This is a genomic window from Mucilaginibacter sp. 14171R-50, assembly GCF_010093045.1.
GTDB lineage: Bacteria > Bacteroidota > Bacteroidia > Sphingobacteriales > Sphingobacteriaceae > Mucilaginibacter.
The window spans coordinates 1,371,800-1,391,147 of record NZ_CP048115.1; the positions used below are offsets into that span (position 1 = coordinate 1,371,800).

25 protein-coding genes and 1 tRNA gene are annotated in these 19,348 nt (G+C 45.6%); 15 read left to right on the top strand and 11 right to left on the bottom strand.

Translation table 11 applies throughout. The annotated features are described in order from the left end of the window. Nucleotides 1–41: 41 nt before the first annotated feature. Both xylA and GWR56_RS06345 read right to left on the bottom strand, forming a co-directional pair. On the bottom strand, nt 42–1,370 hold the full coding sequence (gene xylA, locus GWR56_RS06340; RefSeq protein WP_162430297.1) for a xylose isomerase: 1,329 nt from the start codon (nt 1,368–1,370) through the stop codon (nt 42–44). A gap of 15 nt (nt 1,371–1,385) precedes the next feature. Then, nucleotides 1,386–2,912, bottom strand: coding sequence for a xylulokinase (locus GWR56_RS06345; protein WP_162430298.1), 1,527 nt, complete (start codon nt 2,910–2,912; stop codon nt 1,386–1,388). 177 nt (nt 2,913–3,089) lie between these two features. Here GWR56_RS06345 and GWR56_RS06350 point away from each other — a divergent pair. The 6 genes from GWR56_RS06350 (at nt 3,090) to GWR56_RS06370 (ending at nt 7,174) form a co-directional block, all read left to right on the top strand. Next, nucleotides 3,090–3,163, top strand: a tRNA-Asp gene (locus GWR56_RS06350). 498 nt (nt 3,164–3,661) lie between these two features. Beyond that, nucleotides 3,662–4,924, top strand: a complete 1,263-nt coding sequence (locus GWR56_RS06355; protein WP_162430299.1) for a site-specific integrase — start codon at nt 3,662–3,664, stop codon at nt 4,922–4,924. Continuing rightward, nucleotides 4,921–5,946, top strand: coding sequence for a YhcG family protein (locus GWR56_RS06360; RefSeq protein WP_162430300.1), 1,026 nt, complete (start codon nt 4,921–4,923; stop codon nt 5,944–5,946). The genes GWR56_RS06355 and GWR56_RS06360 overlap by 4 nt, the downstream gene beginning before the upstream one ends. 165 nt (nt 5,947–6,111) lie before the next feature. After that, the gene (locus GWR56_RS20690; protein WP_255456706.1) at nt 6,112–6,237 is read left to right on the top strand and encodes a hypothetical protein; all 126 of its coding nucleotides are present in this window, start codon (nt 6,112–6,114) and stop codon (nt 6,235–6,237) included. Further along, nucleotides 6,234–6,764, top strand: a complete 531-nt coding sequence (locus GWR56_RS06365) for an ankyrin repeat domain-containing protein (RefSeq protein ID WP_162430301.1) — start codon at nt 6,234–6,236, stop codon at nt 6,762–6,764. Before GWR56_RS20690 ends, GWR56_RS06365 begins: the two co-directional genes overlap by 4 nt. Next, nucleotides 6,761–7,174: a VOC family protein gene (locus GWR56_RS06370; protein ID WP_162430302.1), complete on the top strand. Its 414-nt coding sequence runs from the start codon at nt 6,761–6,763 to the stop codon at nt 7,172–7,174. The genes GWR56_RS06365 and GWR56_RS06370 overlap by 4 nt, the downstream gene beginning before the upstream one ends. Here the strand turns inward: GWR56_RS06370 and GWR56_RS20760 are convergent. From GWR56_RS20760 to GWR56_RS06385, 3 genes are read right to left on the bottom strand one after another with little or no spacing between them, the layout of a single operon-like run. Next, the gene (locus GWR56_RS20760; protein ID WP_162430303.1) at nt 7,171–7,386 is read right to left on the bottom strand and encodes a GDCCVxC domain-containing (seleno)protein; all 216 of its coding nucleotides are present in this window, start codon (nt 7,384–7,386) and stop codon (nt 7,171–7,173) included. The genes GWR56_RS06370 and GWR56_RS20760 overlap by 4 nt on opposite strands. Before the next feature lie 2 nt (nt 7,387–7,388). Continuing rightward, nucleotides 7,389–7,994 carry a mercuric transport protein MerTP gene (gene merTP, locus GWR56_RS06380; RefSeq protein WP_162430304.1) on the bottom strand — a complete coding sequence of 202 codons (606 nt, stop codon included), beginning with the start codon at nt 7,992–7,994 and terminating at the stop codon, nt 7,389–7,391. Beyond that, entirely contained in the window at nt 7,991–8,362 is a 372-nt protein-coding gene (locus GWR56_RS06385) for an ArsR/SmtB family transcription factor (protein ID WP_370463814.1), read from the bottom strand. Before GWR56_RS06385 ends, merTP begins: the two co-directional genes overlap by 4 nt. A gap of 100 nt (nt 8,363–8,462) precedes the next feature. On the opposite strand from GWR56_RS06385, the gene GWR56_RS06390 reads away from it, so the two are divergent. The 9 genes from GWR56_RS06390 (at nt 8,463) to GWR56_RS06430 (ending at nt 13,899) form a co-directional block, all read left to right on the top strand. Then, nucleotides 8,463–8,795, top strand: a complete 333-nt coding sequence (locus tag GWR56_RS06390; RefSeq protein ID WP_162430305.1) for a helix-turn-helix transcriptional regulator — start codon at nt 8,463–8,465, stop codon at nt 8,793–8,795. Between the two features lie 52 nt (nt 8,796–8,847). Then, complete coding sequence (locus tag GWR56_RS06395) at nt 8,848–9,417, top strand: DUF6428 family protein (RefSeq protein WP_162430306.1); 570 nt, start codon at nt 8,848–8,850, stop codon at nt 9,415–9,417. Between the two features lie 19 nt (nt 9,418–9,436). Further along, nucleotides 9,437–9,862 carry an arsenic resistance N-acetyltransferase ArsN2 gene (gene arsN2, locus GWR56_RS06400; protein WP_162430307.1) on the top strand — a complete coding sequence of 142 codons (426 nt, stop codon included), beginning with the start codon at nt 9,437–9,439 and terminating at the stop codon, nt 9,860–9,862. Further along, nucleotides 9,859–10,284 carry an arsenate reductase ArsC gene (locus GWR56_RS06405; protein WP_162430308.1) on the top strand — a complete coding sequence of 142 codons (426 nt, stop codon included), beginning with the start codon at nt 9,859–9,861 and terminating at the stop codon, nt 10,282–10,284. The genes arsN2 and GWR56_RS06405 overlap by 4 nt, the downstream gene beginning before the upstream one ends. Before the next feature lie 50 nt (nt 10,285–10,334). Continuing rightward, nucleotides 10,335–10,931: a hypothetical protein gene (locus GWR56_RS06410; protein WP_162430309.1), complete on the top strand. Its 597-nt coding sequence runs from the start codon at nt 10,335–10,337 to the stop codon at nt 10,929–10,931. A gap of 35 nt (nt 10,932–10,966) precedes the next feature. Beyond that, on the top strand, nt 10,967–12,052 hold the full coding sequence (arsB, locus tag GWR56_RS06415) for an ACR3 family arsenite efflux transporter (RefSeq protein WP_162430310.1): 1,086 nt from the start codon (nt 10,967–10,969) through the stop codon (nt 12,050–12,052). Nucleotides 12,053–12,054: 2 nt separating this feature from the next. Beyond that, on the top strand, nt 12,055–12,813 hold the full coding sequence (locus tag GWR56_RS06420; RefSeq protein WP_162430311.1) for a metallophosphoesterase: 759 nt from the start codon (nt 12,055–12,057) through the stop codon (nt 12,811–12,813). Between the two features lies 1 nt (nt 12,814). Further along, entirely contained in the window at nt 12,815–13,459 is a 645-nt protein-coding gene (locus tag GWR56_RS06425) for a metallophosphoesterase (protein ID WP_162430312.1), read from the top strand. A 140-nt stretch (nt 13,460–13,599) separates the two neighbouring features. Beyond that, nucleotides 13,600–13,899 carry a helix-turn-helix domain-containing protein gene (locus GWR56_RS06430; RefSeq protein ID WP_162430313.1) on the top strand — a complete coding sequence of 100 codons (300 nt, stop codon included), beginning with the start codon at nt 13,600–13,602 and terminating at the stop codon, nt 13,897–13,899. Nucleotides 13,900–13,918: 19 nt separating this feature from the next. Here GWR56_RS06430 and GWR56_RS06435 read toward each other — a convergent pair whose 3' ends face one another. From GWR56_RS06435 to GWR56_RS06460, 6 genes are all read right to left on the bottom strand, one after another. Next, nucleotides 13,919–16,072: a lipopolysaccharide assembly protein LapB gene (locus GWR56_RS06435; RefSeq protein ID WP_162430314.1), complete on the bottom strand. Its 2,154-nt coding sequence runs from the start codon at nt 16,070–16,072 to the stop codon at nt 13,919–13,921. Nucleotides 16,073–16,419: 347 nt separating this feature from the next. Beyond that, nucleotides 16,420–17,232 carry a PRTRC system ThiF family protein gene (locus tag GWR56_RS06440; protein WP_162430315.1) on the bottom strand — a complete coding sequence of 271 codons (813 nt, stop codon included), beginning with the start codon at nt 17,230–17,232 and terminating at the stop codon, nt 16,420–16,422. Then, entirely contained in the window at nt 17,229–17,978 is a 750-nt protein-coding gene (locus GWR56_RS06445; RefSeq protein ID WP_162430316.1) for a PRTRC system protein B, read from the bottom strand. The genes GWR56_RS06440 and GWR56_RS06445 overlap by 4 nt, the downstream gene beginning before the upstream one ends. Next, nucleotides 17,953–18,780 (bottom strand): hypothetical protein, encoded by an 828-nt coding sequence (locus tag GWR56_RS06450; RefSeq protein ID WP_162430317.1) that lies wholly within the window; start codon nt 18,778–18,780, stop codon nt 17,953–17,955. The genes GWR56_RS06445 and GWR56_RS06450 overlap by 26 nt, the downstream gene beginning before the upstream one ends. Before the next feature lie 170 nt (nt 18,781–18,950). Further along, nucleotides 18,951–19,115, bottom strand: coding sequence for a hypothetical protein (locus GWR56_RS06455; RefSeq protein ID WP_162430318.1), 165 nt, complete (start codon nt 19,113–19,115; stop codon nt 18,951–18,953). A 14-nt stretch (nt 19,116–19,129) separates the two neighbouring features. Then, on the bottom strand, nt 19,130–19,345 hold the full coding sequence (locus GWR56_RS06460; RefSeq protein WP_162430319.1) for a PRTRC system protein C: 216 nt from the start codon (nt 19,343–19,345) through the stop codon (nt 19,130–19,132). Between the last annotated feature and the right edge of the window lie 3 nt (nt 19,346–19,348).

Below are 19,348 nucleotides of genomic sequence, written 5' to 3' on the forward strand. Positions count from 1 at the left end.
ATCTGGTTTAAATAGGTTTATAATCGGGAGCTTAATAATAGTTATATATATCGGTTAATCAAATTTTCAAGGTACTCCTGTTTGCCGCTTATGGTTTCCGGCTCGCCATTTTCCACGGCATATTTCCGTAAGTCTTCTAACGATAACTTGCCCGCTTCAAAATCCTTACCCGCGCCGCTGTCGAAAGATGCGTAACGATCTGCACGTATTTTTTTGTAATCGGATTTTTGCAGGATATTATCAGCGATGACGAGCGCCCGCGCAAATATGTCCATCCCACCTATATGCGCGTAGAACAGATCGGCCGGGTCTGTAGAGTTACGACGGATCTTGGCATCAAAGTTTATCCCGCCACCGCCAAAGCCGCCGGCCTGTAGTATGATCAGCATATATTCGGTAACCTCGGTAATGTCATTCGGGAACTGGTCGGTATCCCAGCCATTTTGGTAATCGCCCCGGTTGGCATCTATCGAGCCCAGCAGTCCGGCATCCGCGGCTACCTGCAGGTCGTGCTGAAAAGTGTGGCCTGCCAGTGTGGCGTGGTTAACTTCAAGATTTAGTTTAAAATCGTCTATCAGGCCATATTTTTGCAGAAAGCCCAATACGGTTGCCGCGTCATAGTCGTACTGATGTTTGGTAGGTTCACAAGGTTTGGGTTCTATAAAGAAATTGCCATTAAACCCTTGCTTGCGGGCGTAATCTTTTGCGGTATGCAGGAATTTTGCAAGATGCTCCTGTTCGCGCTTCATATCGGTGTTTAGCAGGGTCATGTAACCCTCGCGTCCGCCCCAAAAAACGTAGTTCTCGCCCCCAAGTGCAATGGTAGCATCAAGCGCCGCCTTTACCTGCGTGCCTGCATGCGCCAGTACATGAAAATTAGGGTTTGTTGCCGCCCCGTTCATATACCTGCGGTTGCTGAACAGGTTTGATGTGCCCCACAGCAATTTTACGCCGCTATCCTCCTGTTTTTGTTTAGCGTAGCCAACCATAGTCTGCAAGCGGCGGTCGTTTTCATTAATATCGTTTGTGTAATCAACTATGTCCACGTCGTGGAAACAATAAAATGGTAAGTTCATTTTGGTGATAAACTCAAAAGCCGCGTCCATTTTATCTTTGGCGCGCTCAATGGCATCATCCTTAAGGCTCCACGGGAATATATGCGTTGGTTCGCCAAACGGGTCAGCGCCGTTACCACAGAACGAATGCCAGTAAGCACAGGCAAAGCGCAAGTGATCTTTCATGGGTTTACCTGCTATTACCTTATCCGCATCGTACCAGCGAAACGCCAGCGGGTTATCTGATTGCGGCCCCTCGTACTTTATCTGCCCTATTCCCTTAAAAAACTCTTTTTCTCCGGTTACAATTCCCATAATTTTATTATTGAGTTATTGATTATTGAATGTTTCTACTGTCTGATCCTTATCTTCCTGCTTCTTTTGCAGGTGACCTTCAAGAATTTCTTTCCAATCCTGGTAGATTGGCTCAAATTTTTCGATATCCGTCGGCTCAATATACCCTACCCGTTCGGCTTTGCTAAACGCTTCGGCTTGCGATGGGTATATACCCGCGCCAATACCGGCGCCTAATGCTGCGCCCAGGCTGCCATCGTTGTTATAGAGCTCAACGGGCACCCCTGTGGCATTTACAAAAGTTTGAGCAAACAGGTCGCTTAAAAACATATTGCTTTTTCCGGCGCGAATAACGGTTGGGTGCATGCCATTTTCGCGCATGATATCCAACCCATACCTGAAAGCGCATGCAATACCCTCTTGCGCAGCCCTGAAAACATGCGCTGCTGCGTGCAAATTAAGGTCGATGTTATGCAGGTGCGCGCCAATTTGCTTGTTGTTCAGCATACGCTCGGCACCGTTGCCAAAAGGCATAATGCGCAGGCCGTTGCAACCCATTGGCGCCTGTTCTGCCATTGCGTTCATTTGGGCATAACTAAGCGTGGCGCCGAAAGTGTTTTTTATCCAGCGATACAGGCTGCCTGTGCCGTTAATACACAACAATACGCCCAGGCGCTTACGTTCATTTGTATAATTAACATGTGCAAAAGTGTTTACCCTGGATTGTACATCGTAGGTAAGCTCACCGCTTACTCCATATATAACCCCCGATGTGCCTGCGGTAGCGGCTACCTCGCCGGGTTTAAGCACGTTTAATGATAGAGCGTTGTTGGGCTGATCGCCTGCTTTATAAGTTACAGGGATTCCCGCGGTTAGCCCTAATAAAGCAGCGACATTTGTAGTTATTCTGCCATGCGCCGAAAATACGGGCATAACCGGTGGGAAGAGCTTTTCGCTGAAGTTAAAGTGCCCGATAATATCTTTTGACAGGCCGTTATTTTGAAAATCGAAGAAAACACCTTCTGATAATGCCGAAGCCGAGGTGGTTATTTCGCCGGTAAGCTTCATGGCAATGTAATCGCCGGGAAGCATGATCCTATCTATCTGTGCATATATGTCGGGCTCGTTTTGCTTAACCCATGCCAGTTTCGAGGCGGTAAAGTTACCGGGCGAGTTAAGCATATGCGTTAGGCACTTTTCGGTACCGATATCCGCAAAAGCTTTGTCCCCAATTTTAACCGCCCGGCTATCGCACCAAATGATACTATCGCGCAGGATTTTTTGGTCCTTATCAACCAAAACAAGCCCGTGCATTTGGTAAGCAATGCCAATTGCTGAAATATTTTTGGGATCGTATCCGCCTTTTTTATGGCACAAAGTTAACGCCTGCCGGGTTTGCTGCCACCACATCTCAGGCGATTGCTCCGCCCAGCCGCTTTGCAGCGAAGTGATAGGCGACTCCTGGTCGGGGTAGGATGCGGATGCTACAACTACCTGGCTTTCAGCATCAACAACGCATACCTTTACCGACGAAGTGCCGATGTCGATGCCTAATAACAGCATGTTTTTTCTCTTTTAAAATTATGCAAGCAGAAATAATTGGTATGAAGAAACGAATTTAAATTAATTTTTGATAAAGTGTCTGTTTGACGTAAATAAAGGCAAAAAACAATTAAAATGATATTTTTTAAAAAACAGCTTGTGTAAAACAAAAAGGTACGTATATTTGCCATCCCAAACGGAGTGGTAGTTCAGCTGGTTAGAATACATGCCTGTCACGCATGGGGTCGCGGGTTCGAGTCCCGTCCATTCCGCTAAAAGAGCCGCAAGGCTTCGTAAAAGCGCTTAGATTTCAGGACTAAGCGCTTTTTTTATGCTCAAAAAAACGCAAAACACCTCAGCATTTATGACTCATCCAGTGACCTATTCGGTGACTGCTTCAGAATACCTACTTTAGCCACCAAATTAATGATTAACTAATTGTAAATCAATTATTTGCAATCATAAAATTTGGCCTCAAAACACCTCATTTTAACGCAAATTTTTGGTTTAAAAATGACCTTAATCGGAGGGCATATCAGACCATCTCAGAACCCTGCGGAAATTATGATCCGCAGGGTTCGGGAACCGGAAAAAATGCCGGATTTGATGGTTTTGGTGACTAACTCGGTGACCTTTTTTGATCTTCTAAAATAGGTCACCGAGAATGGGGTTAATTGATTGATTTTAAAGCACTTGGCTAAGTGAAAATTAGTCGCGAAAAACAAGTTTTCGTGACCAGATTAATTATCAGGTATTTAAAATTTATTCAAATGAAAAATGCACAAAAGTTTTCAGTCCTGATCTGGGCTGACAAAAGAAAAACAGATTCACAGGGTATGGTTCCGCTGTATGCAAGAATCACTTATCTCAGCAAACGTTGTGAAATCTCTATTGGGCGAAAGGTTGATCCCAAAAAGTGGGATGCGGAAACAGGCTATTTAAAAGGTAACGGCGCAGACGTTAAAGATGTCAACACGCAAATCATCGAAGCAACAAATGAAATCCGCCGGGCTTTCGACGATCTGAAACGTACCGAAGATTTTATTACGGCTGAAAAGATAAAGCAGAAATATACGGGTGAGGGTACCATTCATCGCATGTTACTGGAAGTATTTGACGAGCACAATAATAAACTCGAAAAACTGCTGGATAAAGATTTTGTAAGGGCTACGCTTACCAAGTATAAAACCGTCCGTAAAAAGACGGCTGAGTACATTCAGTTCCGGTACAAGAAACCCGATGTATATCTGGAGGCGATCGATTATTCTTTTGTAACTGGTTTAGAAATGTATTTAAAAACCGAAGACAAAATCGAACATAACACTGCCATGCGGTATATTAAAAATCTTAAAAAGATCATTAACCTGGCCGTCAATAATCAATGGATGAGCCATAACCCATTCAACCTTTTTAAATGCACCTACAATAAGGTTAATCGCGTGGAACTGGAATGGGAAGAGATCAATCAGTTGGCAGCGTACCATTTTAAGGTGAAACGATTGGCTGAGGTACGTGATACATTTTTGTTTTGCTGCTACACGGGTTATGCCTTTGTTGATGTAGATAAACTGACCCCTCAGCACGTGGTTACCGGTGCCGATGGCGTGACTTGGATCAAAACCACGCGAACCAAAACCGCTATCGAGGCCAACGTTCCATTGATACCGCAGGCCATAGAGATCATAGAGCGCTACAAAGATCACGATGCCAGAATCGTAGAGAACCGGCTATTGCCCGTAAAGAGTAATCAAAAGATGAATGCCTATTTAAAAGAGATCGGTGATCTGGCCGGTATCGAAAAAGTGTTAACCACTCACATTGCACGACACACATTTGCTACAACGGTTACCCTCGAAAACGATGTGCCATTAGAAACGGTCAGCAAAATGCTTGGTCATACTAAATTAACCACTACCCAGATCTATGCAAAAATGAAAGATAAAAAGGTTAACCGGGATATGCAGGCCTTAAAGGCACGTTTGCAGTTTAATGCTGAAGTTGTTGAAGAAAAATTGGAGGAGGAATTAGTATGAGCGAGATAATTTTGATAAGTGAGATCAAGGGTTTAATTGAAAGTGCCAGGATCTCAGCAGCCCGTGCCATTGATCATGAAAGAGTTGTTATGTTTTGGCATATTGGTAAAAGGATTTTTGAAGAGGAACAGCACGGCAAAGATCGCGCGGTTTATGGAGAGCGCCTGATTCCATATTTAGCAGAAGAACTAATGCCACAATTTGGTAACGCATTTTCTGCAAGAAATTTAAATCACTTTAGGCAATTCTACAGAACTTTCCCAATTGTGTACGCACTGCGTACACAATTGACATGGACGCATTATCGGTCCCTTCTGAGTATGGAAGAAACAGAAAAAAGGGAGTTTTATATTCAAGAAACAGCAAAGAACAATTGGACCGCCAGACAGATGGATCGCCAAATTGGTAGTCAACTTTACGAGAGACTTCTTTTGAGCACAGACAAAGAAAAAGTTCTATCCGTAGCTCGTAACGAAAAGCAACCGAATAAGCCGCAGGAAATTATCAAAGATCCAATGATACTCGAATTTCTGGGACTTAAACCAGAAGCCGCATATTATGAAAAGGATCTTGAAAATGCTTTGATCACCCACCTGCAAGAGTTCATGCTGGAACTTGGGAATGGTTTTTCCTTCGTAGCCAGGCAAAAGCGCATCCATTTGGATGGCGATGATTTTTTGGTTGACCTGGTGTTTTATAATAGGCTGCTCCAGTGTTTTGTGATCATTGAACTGAAAACACATAAGATCACCCATCAGGATCTTGGACAGTTGCAGATGTACGTTAATTATTATGACCGCATCGAAAAGCTGGGGCATGAAACACCAACGGTCGGCATATTATTATGCCTGGAGAAAAATGATACGGTCGTTAAATTTACTTTGCCGGAAAACAGCAACATCTTTGCCTCCAAATACCAGCTTTATTTACCTTCGGCTGAACAACTGGCCAATGAAATTGAGAAAGAGGTCAGCAAGCAAAAGGAGTTGGGACAGGAAGAATTTCCTAACGGCGACGCTTAAAAATTTGCGGTCGCAAATTTGAATGCAAATGAATTCTGCAGAATTCATTTGCATTTTTTCAATACTTAATCTTGCCGCTTGATTGATATGTGTGGGCACATTCAGATACAGCTGGCGCGCCAAAATGCGACTCATTTTATTTAGTTTTGATGTTAAACCTCCTTTATGAAAGCAAGCCAGTTATTTACGTTAATCAGTACCGGTGATTACCGGCCATTAAGAGCCGCGCTTGCCGCTGATCCTAAACTGGCTAATGCAGGTATTCCCTGCAATGATGACATGCCCGAATGACAGGGCATCCGTTGCACCGGATATGCGATGTGGTCTTTAATGGTGCGATCAGTGATGAGCAAGCGATAGAGGTTGCTAAAATCCTGCTGGAATTCGGTGCCGATATAGATGGCTATAAATTATCGGGCGATAAGAATACACCATTGATAGCTGCGGCAAGTCTCCATGCGGAGAAATTAGGCATCTTCTATATTGAACAGGGTGCGGATATTTATTATGCAGACCATGATGGCGCGACCGCACTTCACTGGGCAGCTTTTTGCGGCCGGGATCAACTGGTAGCAGCTTTGATCGCAGCGGGCGCAAATATCGACCAGGAAGATACTACCTTTAACAGCACACCTGTTGGGTGGGCTGTGCATACTTTGACTTCTGGCGACACAGGTAACCGATACCATCAAATGGGCTGTATAAAGCTGCTTTTAAAAGCCGGGGCTGACCAAAGCAAGCTGGCCGCAGATACCCTGACTTACTTGAAAGAAGCCGCGAAAAGCGATACTGAACTTCAATCTTTATTAAAGCCATGACCAAGTTTAAAAGAAGCATCCCAGCCTTACCGGTGGTTAATATTGACAAAGCGATCACTTTTTATGAAAGCAAGATGGGCTTTAAAACCCGCGTTCAGAAAGATGGTTTTGCGTCTATGGTTCGGGATGGTATCGAAATACAGCTTTGGCAGGCTTGTGACCGTTCCTGGAAATATAAATTCTGGCTGTTTCTAAATCCCATAACCAACGGCGCGGAAAGCTTTTTGGCAGGTACGGCCAGTTGCCGTATCGAAGTCGAAGGCATCGATGACCTATACCTTGAATACAAGGCAACGGGAATTATTTATGATTCCTACACTGTTGTGGAAGATCAGCCCTGGGGCCATCGTGATTTTCCGATTCTTGACCTGCATGGTAACCTGATCACTTTCTTCGAGATCGTACATTAGCCACAGCAGGATGTTCCTTGCTGTATGGGTGGGCATTTCACCGTTCCATAACTACAAAATACACAGCAATCCCCGGCCATTGGCTTCAAGCGTGTTTTACACGATTCACATTCATAGAAATACTGGCAGGCATCGGTGGGCATTTCCTCCTCTTTTTGAAAGCCGCAGTTGGGACACGTAATAACAGAACTTAACACAATTGTGGTAGACATATTCAATTTGATTTAACTAACGTAGGTTGATATCCAATCTCTTTGATCTTATGACTGATGCTGTCGGCAGTTGTTTTAGCCGGGTCATAACTCACCACCGTTAACGCTTTTTCAAAGGAGGTAACGGCAGACGTCACCCCATTGACGCCAGCCAAAGTGCCATCTATATGCTTAGTGCAATCGGCACAGCCCATACCTTTTATGTTCAGCCGCACATATTTCAAGCGGGACAGGTTATTTTTTGCGGTTACTACCTTTACAGGTGTTTTATAAAATAGGGATGAATAATAAGGGAATGCCATTAGTACGGTAGCACATAAAGTAACGATCAGCAGGAACCCTTTGGTCTGCCAAAAGGAACGTTTAGCCGGTACGCAGCAATCTTCCTGGTTGCGCCGTGTGCCCCCCAATTGCTGATACCAGGCAAAAGCAAATGCCATGATGGTGAGACCGACTAACCAGGGCCGGTAAGGTTCGATCCAGTTGAAGGCAGTTGCTGCGCCGCTGATGCCCCCAAAAACAGCGAGTAAAGGCGCTATGCAACACAGTGAAGCGGCTAACGCAGCCAGCACACCGCTGATCCAGGTTTTTTGAACAACAGTTTTCATGCCTTTACGAAATTTGAAGGTTGATTAATCAGGTTAAAGAAAGAGGACAGTAAGGGCAATTGATCTTCGCAGATCGCATAAAAAATGGTTTGTCCGGATTTCCTTGCCCGGATAATTCCGCCGTCTTTTAGCTTCCTGAGATGTTGTGAAACCGCAGGAATCGTCATGGCTAAAATATCACTCAGGTCGCAGGGGCAAAGCTCCGTCTCCTGGTTCAACAGGAACAATATTTTTAAACGCACCTCGTTACCCGCCAGCGCGACCACTTTTGAAAGTTCCGTAAAGGATCGCTGGTTTTGAGCAAGCAGTTCCCTGCAATTATTGATCTGGCCGGTGTCGGCAAATATTCTTGTACAATTATCCATCATTATCGTGGTGCAAATATAAGCATTTAAGCAATTGCTTAAATAAAAAAAATCAATTCAGTTGTTGCATTTGAATTATTAATCGTAATATTGCAATGTATTTATGGGACTAACCAAGACAGATATCTTCAACGAGCAGCAAAATAAGCTGGCCGTGCAATTGAAAGCCATTGCACATCCGGCCCGTATCGCCATCTTGCAGCAAATCATTAAGGCGAATGCCTGTATCTGCGGTGACCTGGTAGAAGAACTGGGTTTAGCGCAGGCCACCATTTCACAGCATTTGAAAGAATTGAAGAATGCCGGCTTGATCCAGGGCACGATCGAGGGCGTGAGCGTTTGCTATTGCATCGAGCCGGAAGCCTGGAAAGCGCTGCAACTGGAACTGAACGTATTTTTTGGTTCATATAAAGAAAAGAAAGACAACTGCTGTTAAATTTTTTTTAACCAATCTATCGCAATATTACAATAAATAAAATCATATAGCCATGAATAAAGTAGAAGCCATCAACTGGAAAACCTTTAAGGACACCTTATTACAGCATCCCGACCTTGACCTGCAATTCCAATATGCTGAAGGCAAGTTGGTAGATGCGGCTTACCATATAACCGAGATCAAACAAGCGCCGATCACTTCGGTAGATTGCGGTGGCGTTATGAATGCCTGGACGGAGATCATTGTACAATTATGGGTGCCGGAGGGCGAACAGCAGGAACGCTCGATGAAAGTGGGTAAAGCTTTATCAATCGTGGACATTGTAGAAAAAATGCTGCCATTGAACCCGAACGGTACGGTGAAGATCGAGTTCGGAAATTCAGAATTTGATACCCGCCAGATGTTCCCTAATGAAATGATCGTGGGTGATGGCGCTTTAACCATTGATCTGCGCCCTGATGCGGTACAATGTAAAGCCATCGGTCGCGGCGGCAGCTGCGGCACGAATGATAAAGGCGAGGAATGTTGCACACCTGTGGCTGAAAAACCAAAGGTGCAATTAGTGAACCTGGCTGCGGCACCTGCGGAAGCTTGCTGCACACCGGGTGGTGGCTGCTGCTAAACCATAAAATATTACAGCAATGATCATTGACCAGGCACAACCCCATAAAGATGCGTTGATCGAGTTGCTGGCGGCTGAAAGGCTGCCGGTGGCTGATCTGCCGGAAACGCTGGACAACTTCATTGTTGCCATCCAGGACGGCGCAGTTGTCGGTGTAGCCGGGGTTGAAGTTTATGGCCAGTACGGTTTGCTTCGTTCTTTGGCCGTACATCCGGCACACCGTAGTGTGGGTATCGCCGGTAAACTGTTGGCACGTTTGACCAATATGAGCCGCTTAAAAGGCCTATCGGAACTTTACCTGCTGACCGAAACCGCACCGGCCTATTTTGAAAGGCAGCATTACGGTAAAATAACCAGGGAAGAAGTCCCCACCGAAGTGCAGCGGTCATCCGAATTCAGCCATGTTTGCCCGGTATCGGCCATCGTCATGAAAAAGAAATTATGAGCCAAAAAAATATATTAGTCCTGTGTACCGGCAACAGTTGCCGCAGCCAGATCGCCGAAGGTTACCTGCGCCATTTTGCAGGGAAAAGCGCCAATGTTTACAGCGCGGGCATTGAAACGCATGGCGTGAACCCTAAAGCCATCGTCGTAATGGCCGAAGACCATATCGATATCAGCAAACATACCTCTAACCACGTAAATGAATATATGGGCATCCCTTTTGACCAGGTGATCACCGTTTGTGATAATGCAAACGAAGCCTGCCCGTTCTTTCCCGGTAAGGTGGAGCGCTATCATGAGAACTTTCCCGACCCGGCGAAAGCCACGGGTACGCCGGAAGAAGTGATGGATGAATTCAGACGGGTGCGTGATCTCATCAAAGTCTATGCGGCTGACTTTGTAAAGCACCATATAAAGGGTTGATCCCTTTTTTTTAACCTAATCAATCGTAAAATCGCAATAAACCAATTAATATGAGAAATTTATCACAAATTTGTGCCGCAGCGTTACTGGTAGTGACCTCGGCCTTTACCACAGTTAATGAGAACTTATTTCCTGAACTGGCGCTGTCCTTCAAGGAATTGAAAAAAACAAAGATCGCGCAGGATCGGCAGGATGCACTAACCAGTGTGGAGCAGGTTGGCATTGTGGCCAAACAGCAAAAAAAGGCGGTCGTCTTCGAACTGCTGGGCACGGACGGACAGACCGCTCCTTTGGCAAAAGCGGTACTGATTGCAGCACTGGCCGGCAACGGGGTAACGGATGCGAAGGTAGTTTGTGTCGGCCCGGTCGCGACTGACAAGGTGGTACCGGCATTGGCGGGTATGGGTTTCAAGGTAAGCGGCACGGATGCCCGGTTTAATGATACGGCCAGCCCGGTATCGTTACAAGCCCAGGCCAGCGACCCGGCAGCGGTACATGTGCTGTTAAATGATGATGCGGCTTCGTTAATGGCTGCCCCGGATAAGTTCGCGGTTAAGCTGCACTACCCGGCTAATGCGGATGCGAAACTGGTTGCTTCGGAAATGCTGTATGCAGCAGCACAGATCAAATATTACTGGAAGAATTAATATACAGTTTACAATAAAATAGAAACTTAGAACACATGAGCGCAAACGACTGTGCACCGGCAGCAGAAAGAAAAAGATTAGGGTTTATCGACCGTTACCTGACGTTGTGGATATTCCTGGCGATGGCGATTGGCGTGGGCCTGGGTTATTTTATCCCCTCGACCGCTACTTTTATTAACTCCTTTTCCAGTGGAACGACCAATATCACGCTGGCTATCGGTTTGATATTAATGATGTACCCGCCGCTGGCCAAAGTGAAATACGAGAATATGGGTGAAGTGTTCCGCAATACCAAAGTATTAAGTGCCTCTCTGGTGCTGAACTGGATCATCGGGCCTATACTGATGTTCATACTGGCGGTTACCTTGCTGCGTGACCACCCGGATTATATGATCGGACTTATACTGATCGGCCTGGCCCGTTGTATCGCGATGGTGGTGGTTTGGAACGAACTGGCCGAAGGCAACCGGGAATATGCCGCTGGCCTTATCGCCCTGAACAGTATCTTCCAGGTATTACTGTACAGTGTTTACGCTTATGTGTTCATTACGTTCCTGCCACCATTGTTCGGCCTGAAAGGATTGGCGGTTAACATTACCATCGGTGAGATCGCAAAATCTGTAGGCATCTATTTAGGCATCCCGTTCGCTGCCGGTGTCATCAGCCGTTATGCGCTCATCAAGGTCAAAGGTGAAACCTGGTTCAATACCAAATATGTCCCATTCATATCACCCATTACTTTGATCGCTTTACTGTTCACCATTATTGTGATGTTCAGCCTGAAAGGCAACCTGATCGTACAGATACCATTCGATGTAGTGCGTATTGCTATCCCGCTGGTGATCTACTTTACCATCATGTTCATCGCCAGCTTCTTTATTGGCAAGTCCTTTGGTGCAGATTACAGCCGCAGTACTTCTATTGCTTTTACCGCTACCGGTAACAACTTTGAACTGGCCATTGCCGTTGCCATCGGTGTATTCGGTATCAACTCGGGCGAAGCCTTCGCCGGGGTGATTGGCCCGCTGGTGGAAGTACCTGCGCTGATCGCACTGGTCAACCTCGCTTTCTGGTTCCGCAAGAAATACTACGCCAACAAAACTACCATAACGACTACCTGAATATGAAACTCGCCTTATTCTCTGATATCCACGCCAACTTGCCTGCATTGGAAGCCTTTTTTGCCGATGTGGAAACCCGTAAACCCGATGCCATCTATTGCCTGGGCGACCTGGTAGGTTACAACATCTGGCCCAACGAAGTGATCGACGAAATACGGAAACGCGGCATTCCCTGCATTACCGGCAACTATGACTTTGGTATTGGCCGTCACAGCGATGATTGCGGCTGCGCCTATAAAACCGACGAAGAAAAAGCGATGGGTAAAATATCCATTAGCTATACCAACGAGATCGTTAATGACGAGCAGCGGGCTTACCTGCGTACCTTACCGGCACATATCCGTTTGGAGTTTCAATTGAATAACGATAAGCTGAATGTATTGCTGGTACACGGCAGCCCGCGCAAGGTGAATGAATACCTGTTTGAGGATCGTGACGAAAAAAGCATGCTGCGCATCATGGAACAGGCTGATGCCGATGTCCTATGCTTTGGCCATACACATCAGCCGTATCACCGTATACTATCTGCAAATGAGCAGTTCTACCATGCCATTAATATCGGTTCAGTCGGCAAGCCGAAAGACAAAGACCCAAGAGGCGGTTATGTGTTATTGCACATTGCGGAAAACAGTTCCAAAACCGATAAAGAGAGTATCAAAGCCGAGTTTATCCGTTTCGATTATGACATCGAAAAGGCAGCCAAAGCGGTCGAGGATAGCCCGCTGCCCAATGAATATGCAGACATGTTAAGGAACGGCTAAGATGAGAATTGCACTTTTTTCTGATATACACGCCAACCTGCCTGCCTTCGAGGCCTTCCTTGCCAGTCTTGACGAACAAAAGCCGGACGCGGTTTATTGCCTGGGCGACCTGATCGGCTATAATATCTGGCCGAATGAAATTATTGCTGAAGTTCGCAAACGCGGCATCGCTACGTTGAAAGGCAATCATGATGAAAAGATAAAGGGCTTTGCTTATGAGTTGGTAACGGCTGATAACCGGGCCTACCTTGATACCTTACCTGCGCATATCCGCCTGGAGTACGCTGACTTTCAAATCCTGCTGGTACACGGCAGCCCGCGTAAAATCGATGAGTACGTTTTGGAAGATATGCCCGAAGATGAGGTCATTCAAATGATGGATGAAGCAAAAGCGGATATCCTTTGCGCGGCTCACTCACATTTACCCTATCACCGCATCATTGGTAATAAGCAGGTGATCAATACCGGTTCGGTCGGTAAGCCTAAAGACGGCGACCCGCGGGGTGGTTATGTGATACTGACCATTGGAACTGATATAACAGCCGGGTTTATCCGCTTTGACTATGATATCGAAAAGGCCGCTGATGCAGTTCTCAATAGCCCGTTGCCGGATGAGTTAGCAGAAAGGCTTCGAAAAAGTTTTTAAGATCAGCATTTTACTTATTCTGAAAACTGTCTTATTTAAACAAAACCATAAAAAATTAATATCCGACTCGGATTGAGTCGGAGGAAATAATTCCTAAAGTCCTGCAACTTTGGATCAGTTTACATCAAACGATAGGAATTATGGCAGCAGAAATCATAACCAAAGAAGATTTGCAGGAGTTTGGCCAGCAATTACTGAATCAGATCAAAAGCCTATTAGGACAGGCAATTGAAGAGCCCAGGAAGTGGCTGAAAAGTTACCAGGTAAAAAACATTTTAAAGATTTCCGACAACACCTTACAGACGCTGCGGGATAATGGCACCATTCCCTTCACCAAAATCGGGGGCATACTTTATTACAGCATTGATGATATTAACAAAGTATTGACGGGGGAAGTAAAAAGTAAACGAATCAAAATTAAGGCCGATCGGGCAGCATGAAGATTGGCTGACTGCCCGATCAAGCGGCGGTCAGCTTCCTGAAATCCTCATCGTCCTGAAATTTCGCAAAATCTTCTTTGAAGCTAACGCTTTCCCAGTTTCGTCTAGCACTGGCTAACCACTTGTTCAGCCATCCCAGCATTTCCCCTTTGCTTCCCGTTAGCGCGTAAGCCCTCGCCAAATCAAAGTTACTGAGGCCGGGATTTAAAGCATCTGCCTTAACCAATTCGACTATGCCTTTATCCAGTAATTCCTGCGTATCAATGCCACCGTTTCGTTTCGCCAGTTCCAGATGTAACAAGCCCAGGTTATACCACCCGTGCCCGTGAGTGGGATCGAGCTGTAAAAGTTTCTCTAATTTAGTAGCGATGGCGGTCAGCTGCCGGGTCGCTACCTCATCATCTGCTTCGTAAAGGCTTAGCGACAGTTCCGTATGCGCGGCATTATTCATTGCCTTTATGTGCGCGGCATCTAACTGTAATGCCGTTTCAAATTGCTGAAGTGCAGTTTTTAATAAATCCTGATTACCGGTTGCCTGACCTAACTGGAAGTATTTATTACCCAGGCGGTAACTGATGTCGGCGCTATTGCCATAATCCGCCCTCGCTTGTTCTAATAGTTCAATCGCCTCCTTGGATTTTTCCTCCAGCTTATTTTCTACAGCCTCTCCATATTCACCAATGAAGGTTGCCAGCGCCAAAGTTGACTCTAAACCCGGATCAAGTTTTGCGGCCATTTCATAAGCCTTAATGCCTTCGATGTATAGCTGTTCATCCGTTTCTGTCAGATTTGCCAGACGCCTGTATAACCAGCCCAGGTTTTCATATGCCAAATGATCATGCGGGTGAATCTCAATTGATTTCTGGTAGCGCTTTATACTTTCCCAAAAGCCTGTTAACTGCTTTTCTTTATCGGTTTCCTCATTGTTAAGATCTGCCAATATACGGGCTGAATTTAACCAGGCCTCATACATGTGCGGGTCAAGGGCCAAGGTTTTATCAAATAAGGCCAATACTTCGGTTTTAACTGCTGCGGTATAATTATCCTGTAATTTGGCTAACTGGATCATAGCAGTTCCCTTGTTATGATAAGCACGCGAGAAGTTGGCATCAGTAGCCAATGCGAGATCGTAGCGTTCAATAGCCGATTTCAAGATAGCCTCCTGCTGACGTAAGGGTCTACCTTCTTTTGTTGCTGCCGCATTGTTTCCAAAGTTGTAGTAAACCATCGCCAGGTTCTTTAAAAGGCTCGCGTCGCCAGTTGCTAACACCTCGTCGCGTACTGCATTAAAATCCTTACCATGCGGTGTAAGTTTTTCGACATAGGCCTCCAGGCGCTCGCCTAACTCCGGATGATCTATATGGCTGGTGAAACGGATATTCATGGCCTGGGCAAATTGAGTGGAGCCATAGCCGGGCTGGATTTTAATCCAACTACCGACAAAAGTCTGGAACCCGATCAACCCGGTTTCCGGGTCACCTAAAATAACGACCGGCTGCAAATCAGGCATACGGGCCTGGACAACCTTATTCTGAGTATAGGCCAATTTGCTATCATCGATCAGCTTAAAAAAATGATCGATAAAATCGATGGCCCGGTCAATGAGCGGCAGCAGAAATTGGGTGATACTGACACTCTGATGTCTGGTGCCGTTGATTGGAACGCCGTTACCCCTGACCAGGATAAAATCATCTTCGATGAGTGAATAGGCCGAATGGACAAAGCCGTTACGAATCTCATTGAAGTATAAGCCTTCCAGATCATCAATAAAAGCGTTAAACCGGCTTTGCTCCGCCAACGCCCGGAGTTTTAGAAATTTTTCTGTAGGTGTGAAATAATCTTCCCGGCCCGTATAGAGATCGGGAAGGTATCTTAATTGCTGGTTGACGGTAATTCGCAGCAAATTGCCAAGGATGTTATATAACTCATCCATTTCAAAAATGTGGCAGTAAATATGCAGGCCAAGCCTGGCTTTCGAATGTAGATTTTCTGTCGCCAGGTACCGCGCTTTCATATCGGCGATATAGGCCCGGCTTTCATGCAGATGGGTCAACGCGCGCTGGTCGCCCATCCCCCTGAAACCGATCAGGATATTGACGAACTCAAATTCATCAATGTTTTTCGCGTTTGCAAATAGACGGTGCAGTTCGGCTAAAAGATCAGCTTGTTCCATGGCGGCAAATTAACTATCACAAAATTATGGCATTGGGAGCATTAATCGAATGAAAAAAGCCCCGCTCCTTCAAGCGAGGCTTTACCTAAACCTTATCACAATTCAGCGGAAAGTTCCGCCGATGTATCTACAAACGTAATTATTTTTTACAGTAATTACTATGGTCATATTTTATCGGGAATTTAATTTGGTACAATTTGTTGGCTAAATATTTTTAAGCCAGGTCTGTTGAAATGCAGCGCCCCGTGATTTCACCGACCGTTGGTAATCAAAGCGAAATCACGGGGCGAAATGGGGCGGGCGTATGCCCGCCCGCCGGACAATTCCGGCGGGGCCGATTGATGATATTAAGCCACTTTTAAGGGCTGTGTCCTGAAATCTGCAAGGTTCAGAAAAAACCCCCGATTGAATAATATGCCTTCACGGAACATCTGCCAAAGCAGGGATGCCCCGCAATTGGCCAATGCCGAATTAATAAATAAATCCTGCTTGGTGAGGGCTTCGGCTAATGAACAGCTTGGCATATTATCTTCCTTTGCCGAGGTGTTTAGCAGTTCTTTAAATTCTTCCGTAACCAATGGCAGGCTTTCTACGGGATGGTATAATTCGGATGCGGGTTGGGTAATTTTTTCAAGGGTCGATAAAACGACCTGACCGCTTGAACGGCTGTTCCCAAAATCAAGCCAGTATTTTACCCGGTTACGACCGCCGTAATTCCTGGTCAGGTGTTGCAATATCTCACCTATCTCATAACGTGCTTTAACCGTGTCTACGCAAGAAAGCGTAATCACTGCGCTTGCTATATCCCTGTCCTTTAAGGATTGCTTATCATAACGGGTGGTTTCAGCTTTCCAGTTGGTGCCGAAAAAACGATTGATACGGTTGATCAGGGCAACAGATTTGTACTGGCCTAATTCAGCAGTCGTAAATAATTGCCTGCCTAAATTGGCGTTGTCTACCCGGTCGTCGTCAAATACCCTGACAAAAAGCCCTGCATGGCCTAAAACGGTTAGTGCGTGGTTCATCCTTGCAAGGGCGGTCAATAACTGGCTACCTGTTCCACCTGCGCCAATTAAGTTAATGGTGATAGGGTTATAGGGCTGTAATAATTCCTTTTGTACAATATGTACCGCAGGCTTTTTATTGGCTTTCTTTTTCATCGGATGATTTGTTTAAGGGTTAAACGGGTGGTTAATAATTCTTCCTGCGGAAAGGGTTTTCCCAACCCTGCGAGGGAGCGCCATAAATCGGTCGTATTGGTTTTGGTACTATTGTTCCCGCTAATGGAATGGCTGAAATTGCTGTTAAAAAAATAGCGTTCCCACGTGGCCATGAAATCCTCTAAGCAGGTTGTTTTGCCGATATTGATTTGTACCGTTCCCATACAAACCTGCCCGCTCCCATAGATATTCAGGTAGGGCGCATAACAGAGCTTAGTGTTCTCATGGGGCTTGGCCTTGCCTTTTAAGGCATAAACATGCAAGCTATCTGCATTGGCTTTCCAAAGCATGGCCGGAATATGAAATTTCCCCGATGGGATATGTAAGCCATCGATAAAAAACAGGTTTACTTCCTGTGGAGGGGTGTACCAAATCGCATAGCCGTTCGCCTGTTGATTGACATACAGCACCTTGTTAGAAAGCAAGCCTTTACTTTTCAGATAAGTGTCCTGTAATTCCTGCGAGGTTTGCAGGATAGCATGCAGGGCGGTCAATTCCTTAACCGAGAGCGGGTGGGCATTGATGGGTTTGCCGTTTCGGCCTATATCGTAGCTTTCCACGTAAATCTGTGTTTCGGCTTCATTGCGTTGGAACTGGTTGATTTGTTCCTCCTTTTCGTGCCTGTATATCAGCAGGGCTTTATAGGGTTCGAACCCGCTGTTAAACTGTTGGGTGATGTTCTTCATAGTCGTAGTCGTTAAGTAAATCCCGCAGGCGTTCAATCAAATCAAACAATCGGGTTTCGAAATCAAAATCCTTGCGTTCGGTATCGGGCAGGGTGTCAAAGCAATGTACAATGGTGGGTTCGTCCTGTACCGCTATTTCCTGAAAGCTGCAATTGATCATATCCATCAATTCATCCTGAAAACAATCCCTGTCGCTCCAATAGAAACTGATATATTGTTCAACCGTTATCCGTTCTTCCTCGTCAGGATATATCAAATCATCACGGATGCTGTCACTAACCGACCGTTTAGGATACTGTCGGTACAACTGTAAAAAATCATTAGCCAACTGTTCCCATTCCAGTTCATAATTATCACGGTGATGATAGGCGGTTATAATTTGCTCCATCCTTTTTAACCACAGTGGATTTTTAATGACAGGCATGATATGCCCGCCTGCCCGTTTCATTTCATATAAGGTGGCCTCCTGATGTTCACGCCATGCCTTTTCTTCGGCATCATTGTCATTTTCGTATTCAGCTTCATTTATCCAGTTTTCCAGTGTGTCATACTGGCAATCCATGAAAGTGCCGTTTTCAGCATAAAAGGGAATGTCAACCACTTGGTGCAGGTAGGCGAATATAACCGTGATTAATTCCGTAATGCGCTCCTGCCCTGCGGTTTGCGACCATAGCCAGTAAGGCCGAACAGGGATATAGAATAAACAATGGCTTAAATTGTAGGTTGTAACCACGCTTAATACCGCTCTTTTTCCTCTGTCCCTGATAATTACACAATGATGGTTGCGGTCTATCCCGCTCACCTGTTTAGCGACTTCCTGCCAAGTGCTGTAAATATTTTGCGGAAAGGCTAAATCTGTTTGGGGTACGGGTATTTGATAGAAACCGCAGAGATTGGCAAGGGAGTGAAAATACTCCCTTGCTGTCTTTTCCCTGTTTCCGTCAAACGACCAAAAAGGCTGAAAGCTATGGTTTAAAAAACCATTTCCGTTATGCCTGCGGGTGCGCTCCTTAAGGGGTTGCGCCTTACTTCGTCGGCATCGGGCAGGCGGTCTAACCGCCCTGCCAGTTCCCCGAACAATTGCTGTATTTTCCATTGGTCGCCTTTCGTGTTGATTTTAATTACTCTGTTTTTCATTTGCTTTTTCATGGCTATCCTTTCGTTCCCATCGTGCTTTCGAAGCGGTACACGGCTTCATCGTTTTTGATTTCAGGGCCGATGATTTTAGAATTGGTCAGTACCGGATAGGTGCCTGCAAAAAAGTTCTGTACATCGGTGATGGTAAATGTGTCGTTAGGGTCTGTTAAGCGGATTTCCTGACCGTTCTCCCTGTGCAGGAAAATCCTCGGTAAAATCATTGTTTTCATGGC

Bases quoted from the DNA above. Each gene is read 5' to 3' on its own strand.
- GWR56_RS06395 (WP_162430306.1), top strand. From the start codon at position 8,848: ATGAATAAAGTAGAAGCCATCAACTGGAAAACCTTTAAGGACACCTTA.
- GWR56_RS06355 (WP_162430299.1), top strand. From the start codon at position 3,662: ATGAAAAATGCACAAAAGTTTTCAGTCCTGATCTGGGCTGACAAAAGA.
- GWR56_RS06460 (WP_162430319.1), bottom strand. From the start codon at position 19,345: ATGAAAACAATGATTTTACCGAGGATTTTCCTGCACAGGGAGAACGGT.
- GWR56_RS06385 (WP_370463814.1), bottom strand. From the start codon at position 8,362: ATGATGGATAATTGTACAAGAATATTTGCCGACACCGGCCAGATCAAT.
- GWR56_RS06405 (WP_162430308.1), top strand. From the start codon at position 9,859: ATGAGCCAAAAAAATATATTAGTCCTGTGTACCGGCAACAGTTGCCGC.
- GWR56_RS06435 (WP_162430314.1), bottom strand. From the start codon at position 16,072: ATGGAACAAGCTGATCTTTTAGCCGAACTGCACCGTCTATTTGCAAAC.
- GWR56_RS06360 (WP_162430300.1), top strand. From the start codon at position 4,921: ATGAGCGAGATAATTTTGATAAGTGAGATCAAGGGTTTAATTGAAAGT.
- arsB (WP_162430310.1), top strand. From the start codon at position 10,967: ATGAGCGCAAACGACTGTGCACCGGCAGCAGAAAGAAAAAGATTAGGG.
- arsN2 (WP_162430307.1), top strand. From the start codon at position 9,437: ATGATCATTGACCAGGCACAACCCCATAAAGATGCGTTGATCGAGTTG.
- GWR56_RS06410 (WP_162430309.1), top strand. From the start codon at position 10,335: ATGAGAAATTTATCACAAATTTGTGCCGCAGCGTTACTGGTAGTGACC.
- merTP (WP_162430304.1), bottom strand. From the start codon at position 7,994: ATGAAAACTGTTGTTCAAAAAACCTGGATCAGCGGTGTGCTGGCTGCG.
- GWR56_RS06390 (WP_162430305.1), top strand. From the start codon at position 8,463: ATGGGACTAACCAAGACAGATATCTTCAACGAGCAGCAAAATAAGCTG.
- GWR56_RS06420 (WP_162430311.1), top strand. From the start codon at position 12,055: ATGAAACTCGCCTTATTCTCTGATATCCACGCCAACTTGCCTGCATTG.
- xylA (WP_162430297.1), bottom strand. From the start codon at position 1,370: ATGGGAATTGTAACCGGAGAAAAAGAGTTTTTTAAGGGAATAGGGCAG.
- GWR56_RS20760 (WP_162430303.1), bottom strand. From the start codon at position 7,386: ATGTCTACCACAATTGTGTTAAGTTCTGTTATTACGTGTCCCAACTGC.
- GWR56_RS06445 (WP_162430316.1), bottom strand. From the start codon at position 17,978: ATGAAGAACATCACCCAACAGTTTAACAGCGGGTTCGAACCCTATAAA.
- GWR56_RS06440 (WP_162430315.1), bottom strand. From the start codon at position 17,232: ATGAAAAAGAAAGCCAATAAAAAGCCTGCGGTACATATTGTACAAAAG.
- GWR56_RS06430 (WP_162430313.1), top strand. From the start codon at position 13,600: ATGGCAGCAGAAATCATAACCAAAGAAGATTTGCAGGAGTTTGGCCAG.
- GWR56_RS06370 (WP_162430302.1), top strand. From the start codon at position 6,761: ATGACCAAGTTTAAAAGAAGCATCCCAGCCTTACCGGTGGTTAATATT.
- GWR56_RS06345 (WP_162430298.1), bottom strand. From the start codon at position 2,912: ATGCTGTTATTAGGCATCGACATCGGCACTTCGTCGGTAAAGGTATGC.
- GWR56_RS06425 (WP_162430312.1), top strand. From the start codon at position 12,815: ATGAGAATTGCACTTTTTTCTGATATACACGCCAACCTGCCTGCCTTC.
- GWR56_RS06365 (WP_162430301.1), top strand. From the start codon at position 6,234: ATGACAGGGCATCCGTTGCACCGGATATGCGATGTGGTCTTTAATGGT.
- GWR56_RS06455 (WP_162430318.1), bottom strand. From the start codon at position 19,115: ATGAAAAACAGAGTAATTAAAATCAACACGAAAGGCGACCAATGGAAA.
- GWR56_RS20690 (WP_255456706.1), top strand. From the start codon at position 6,112: ATGAAAGCAAGCCAGTTATTTACGTTAATCAGTACCGGTGATTACCGG.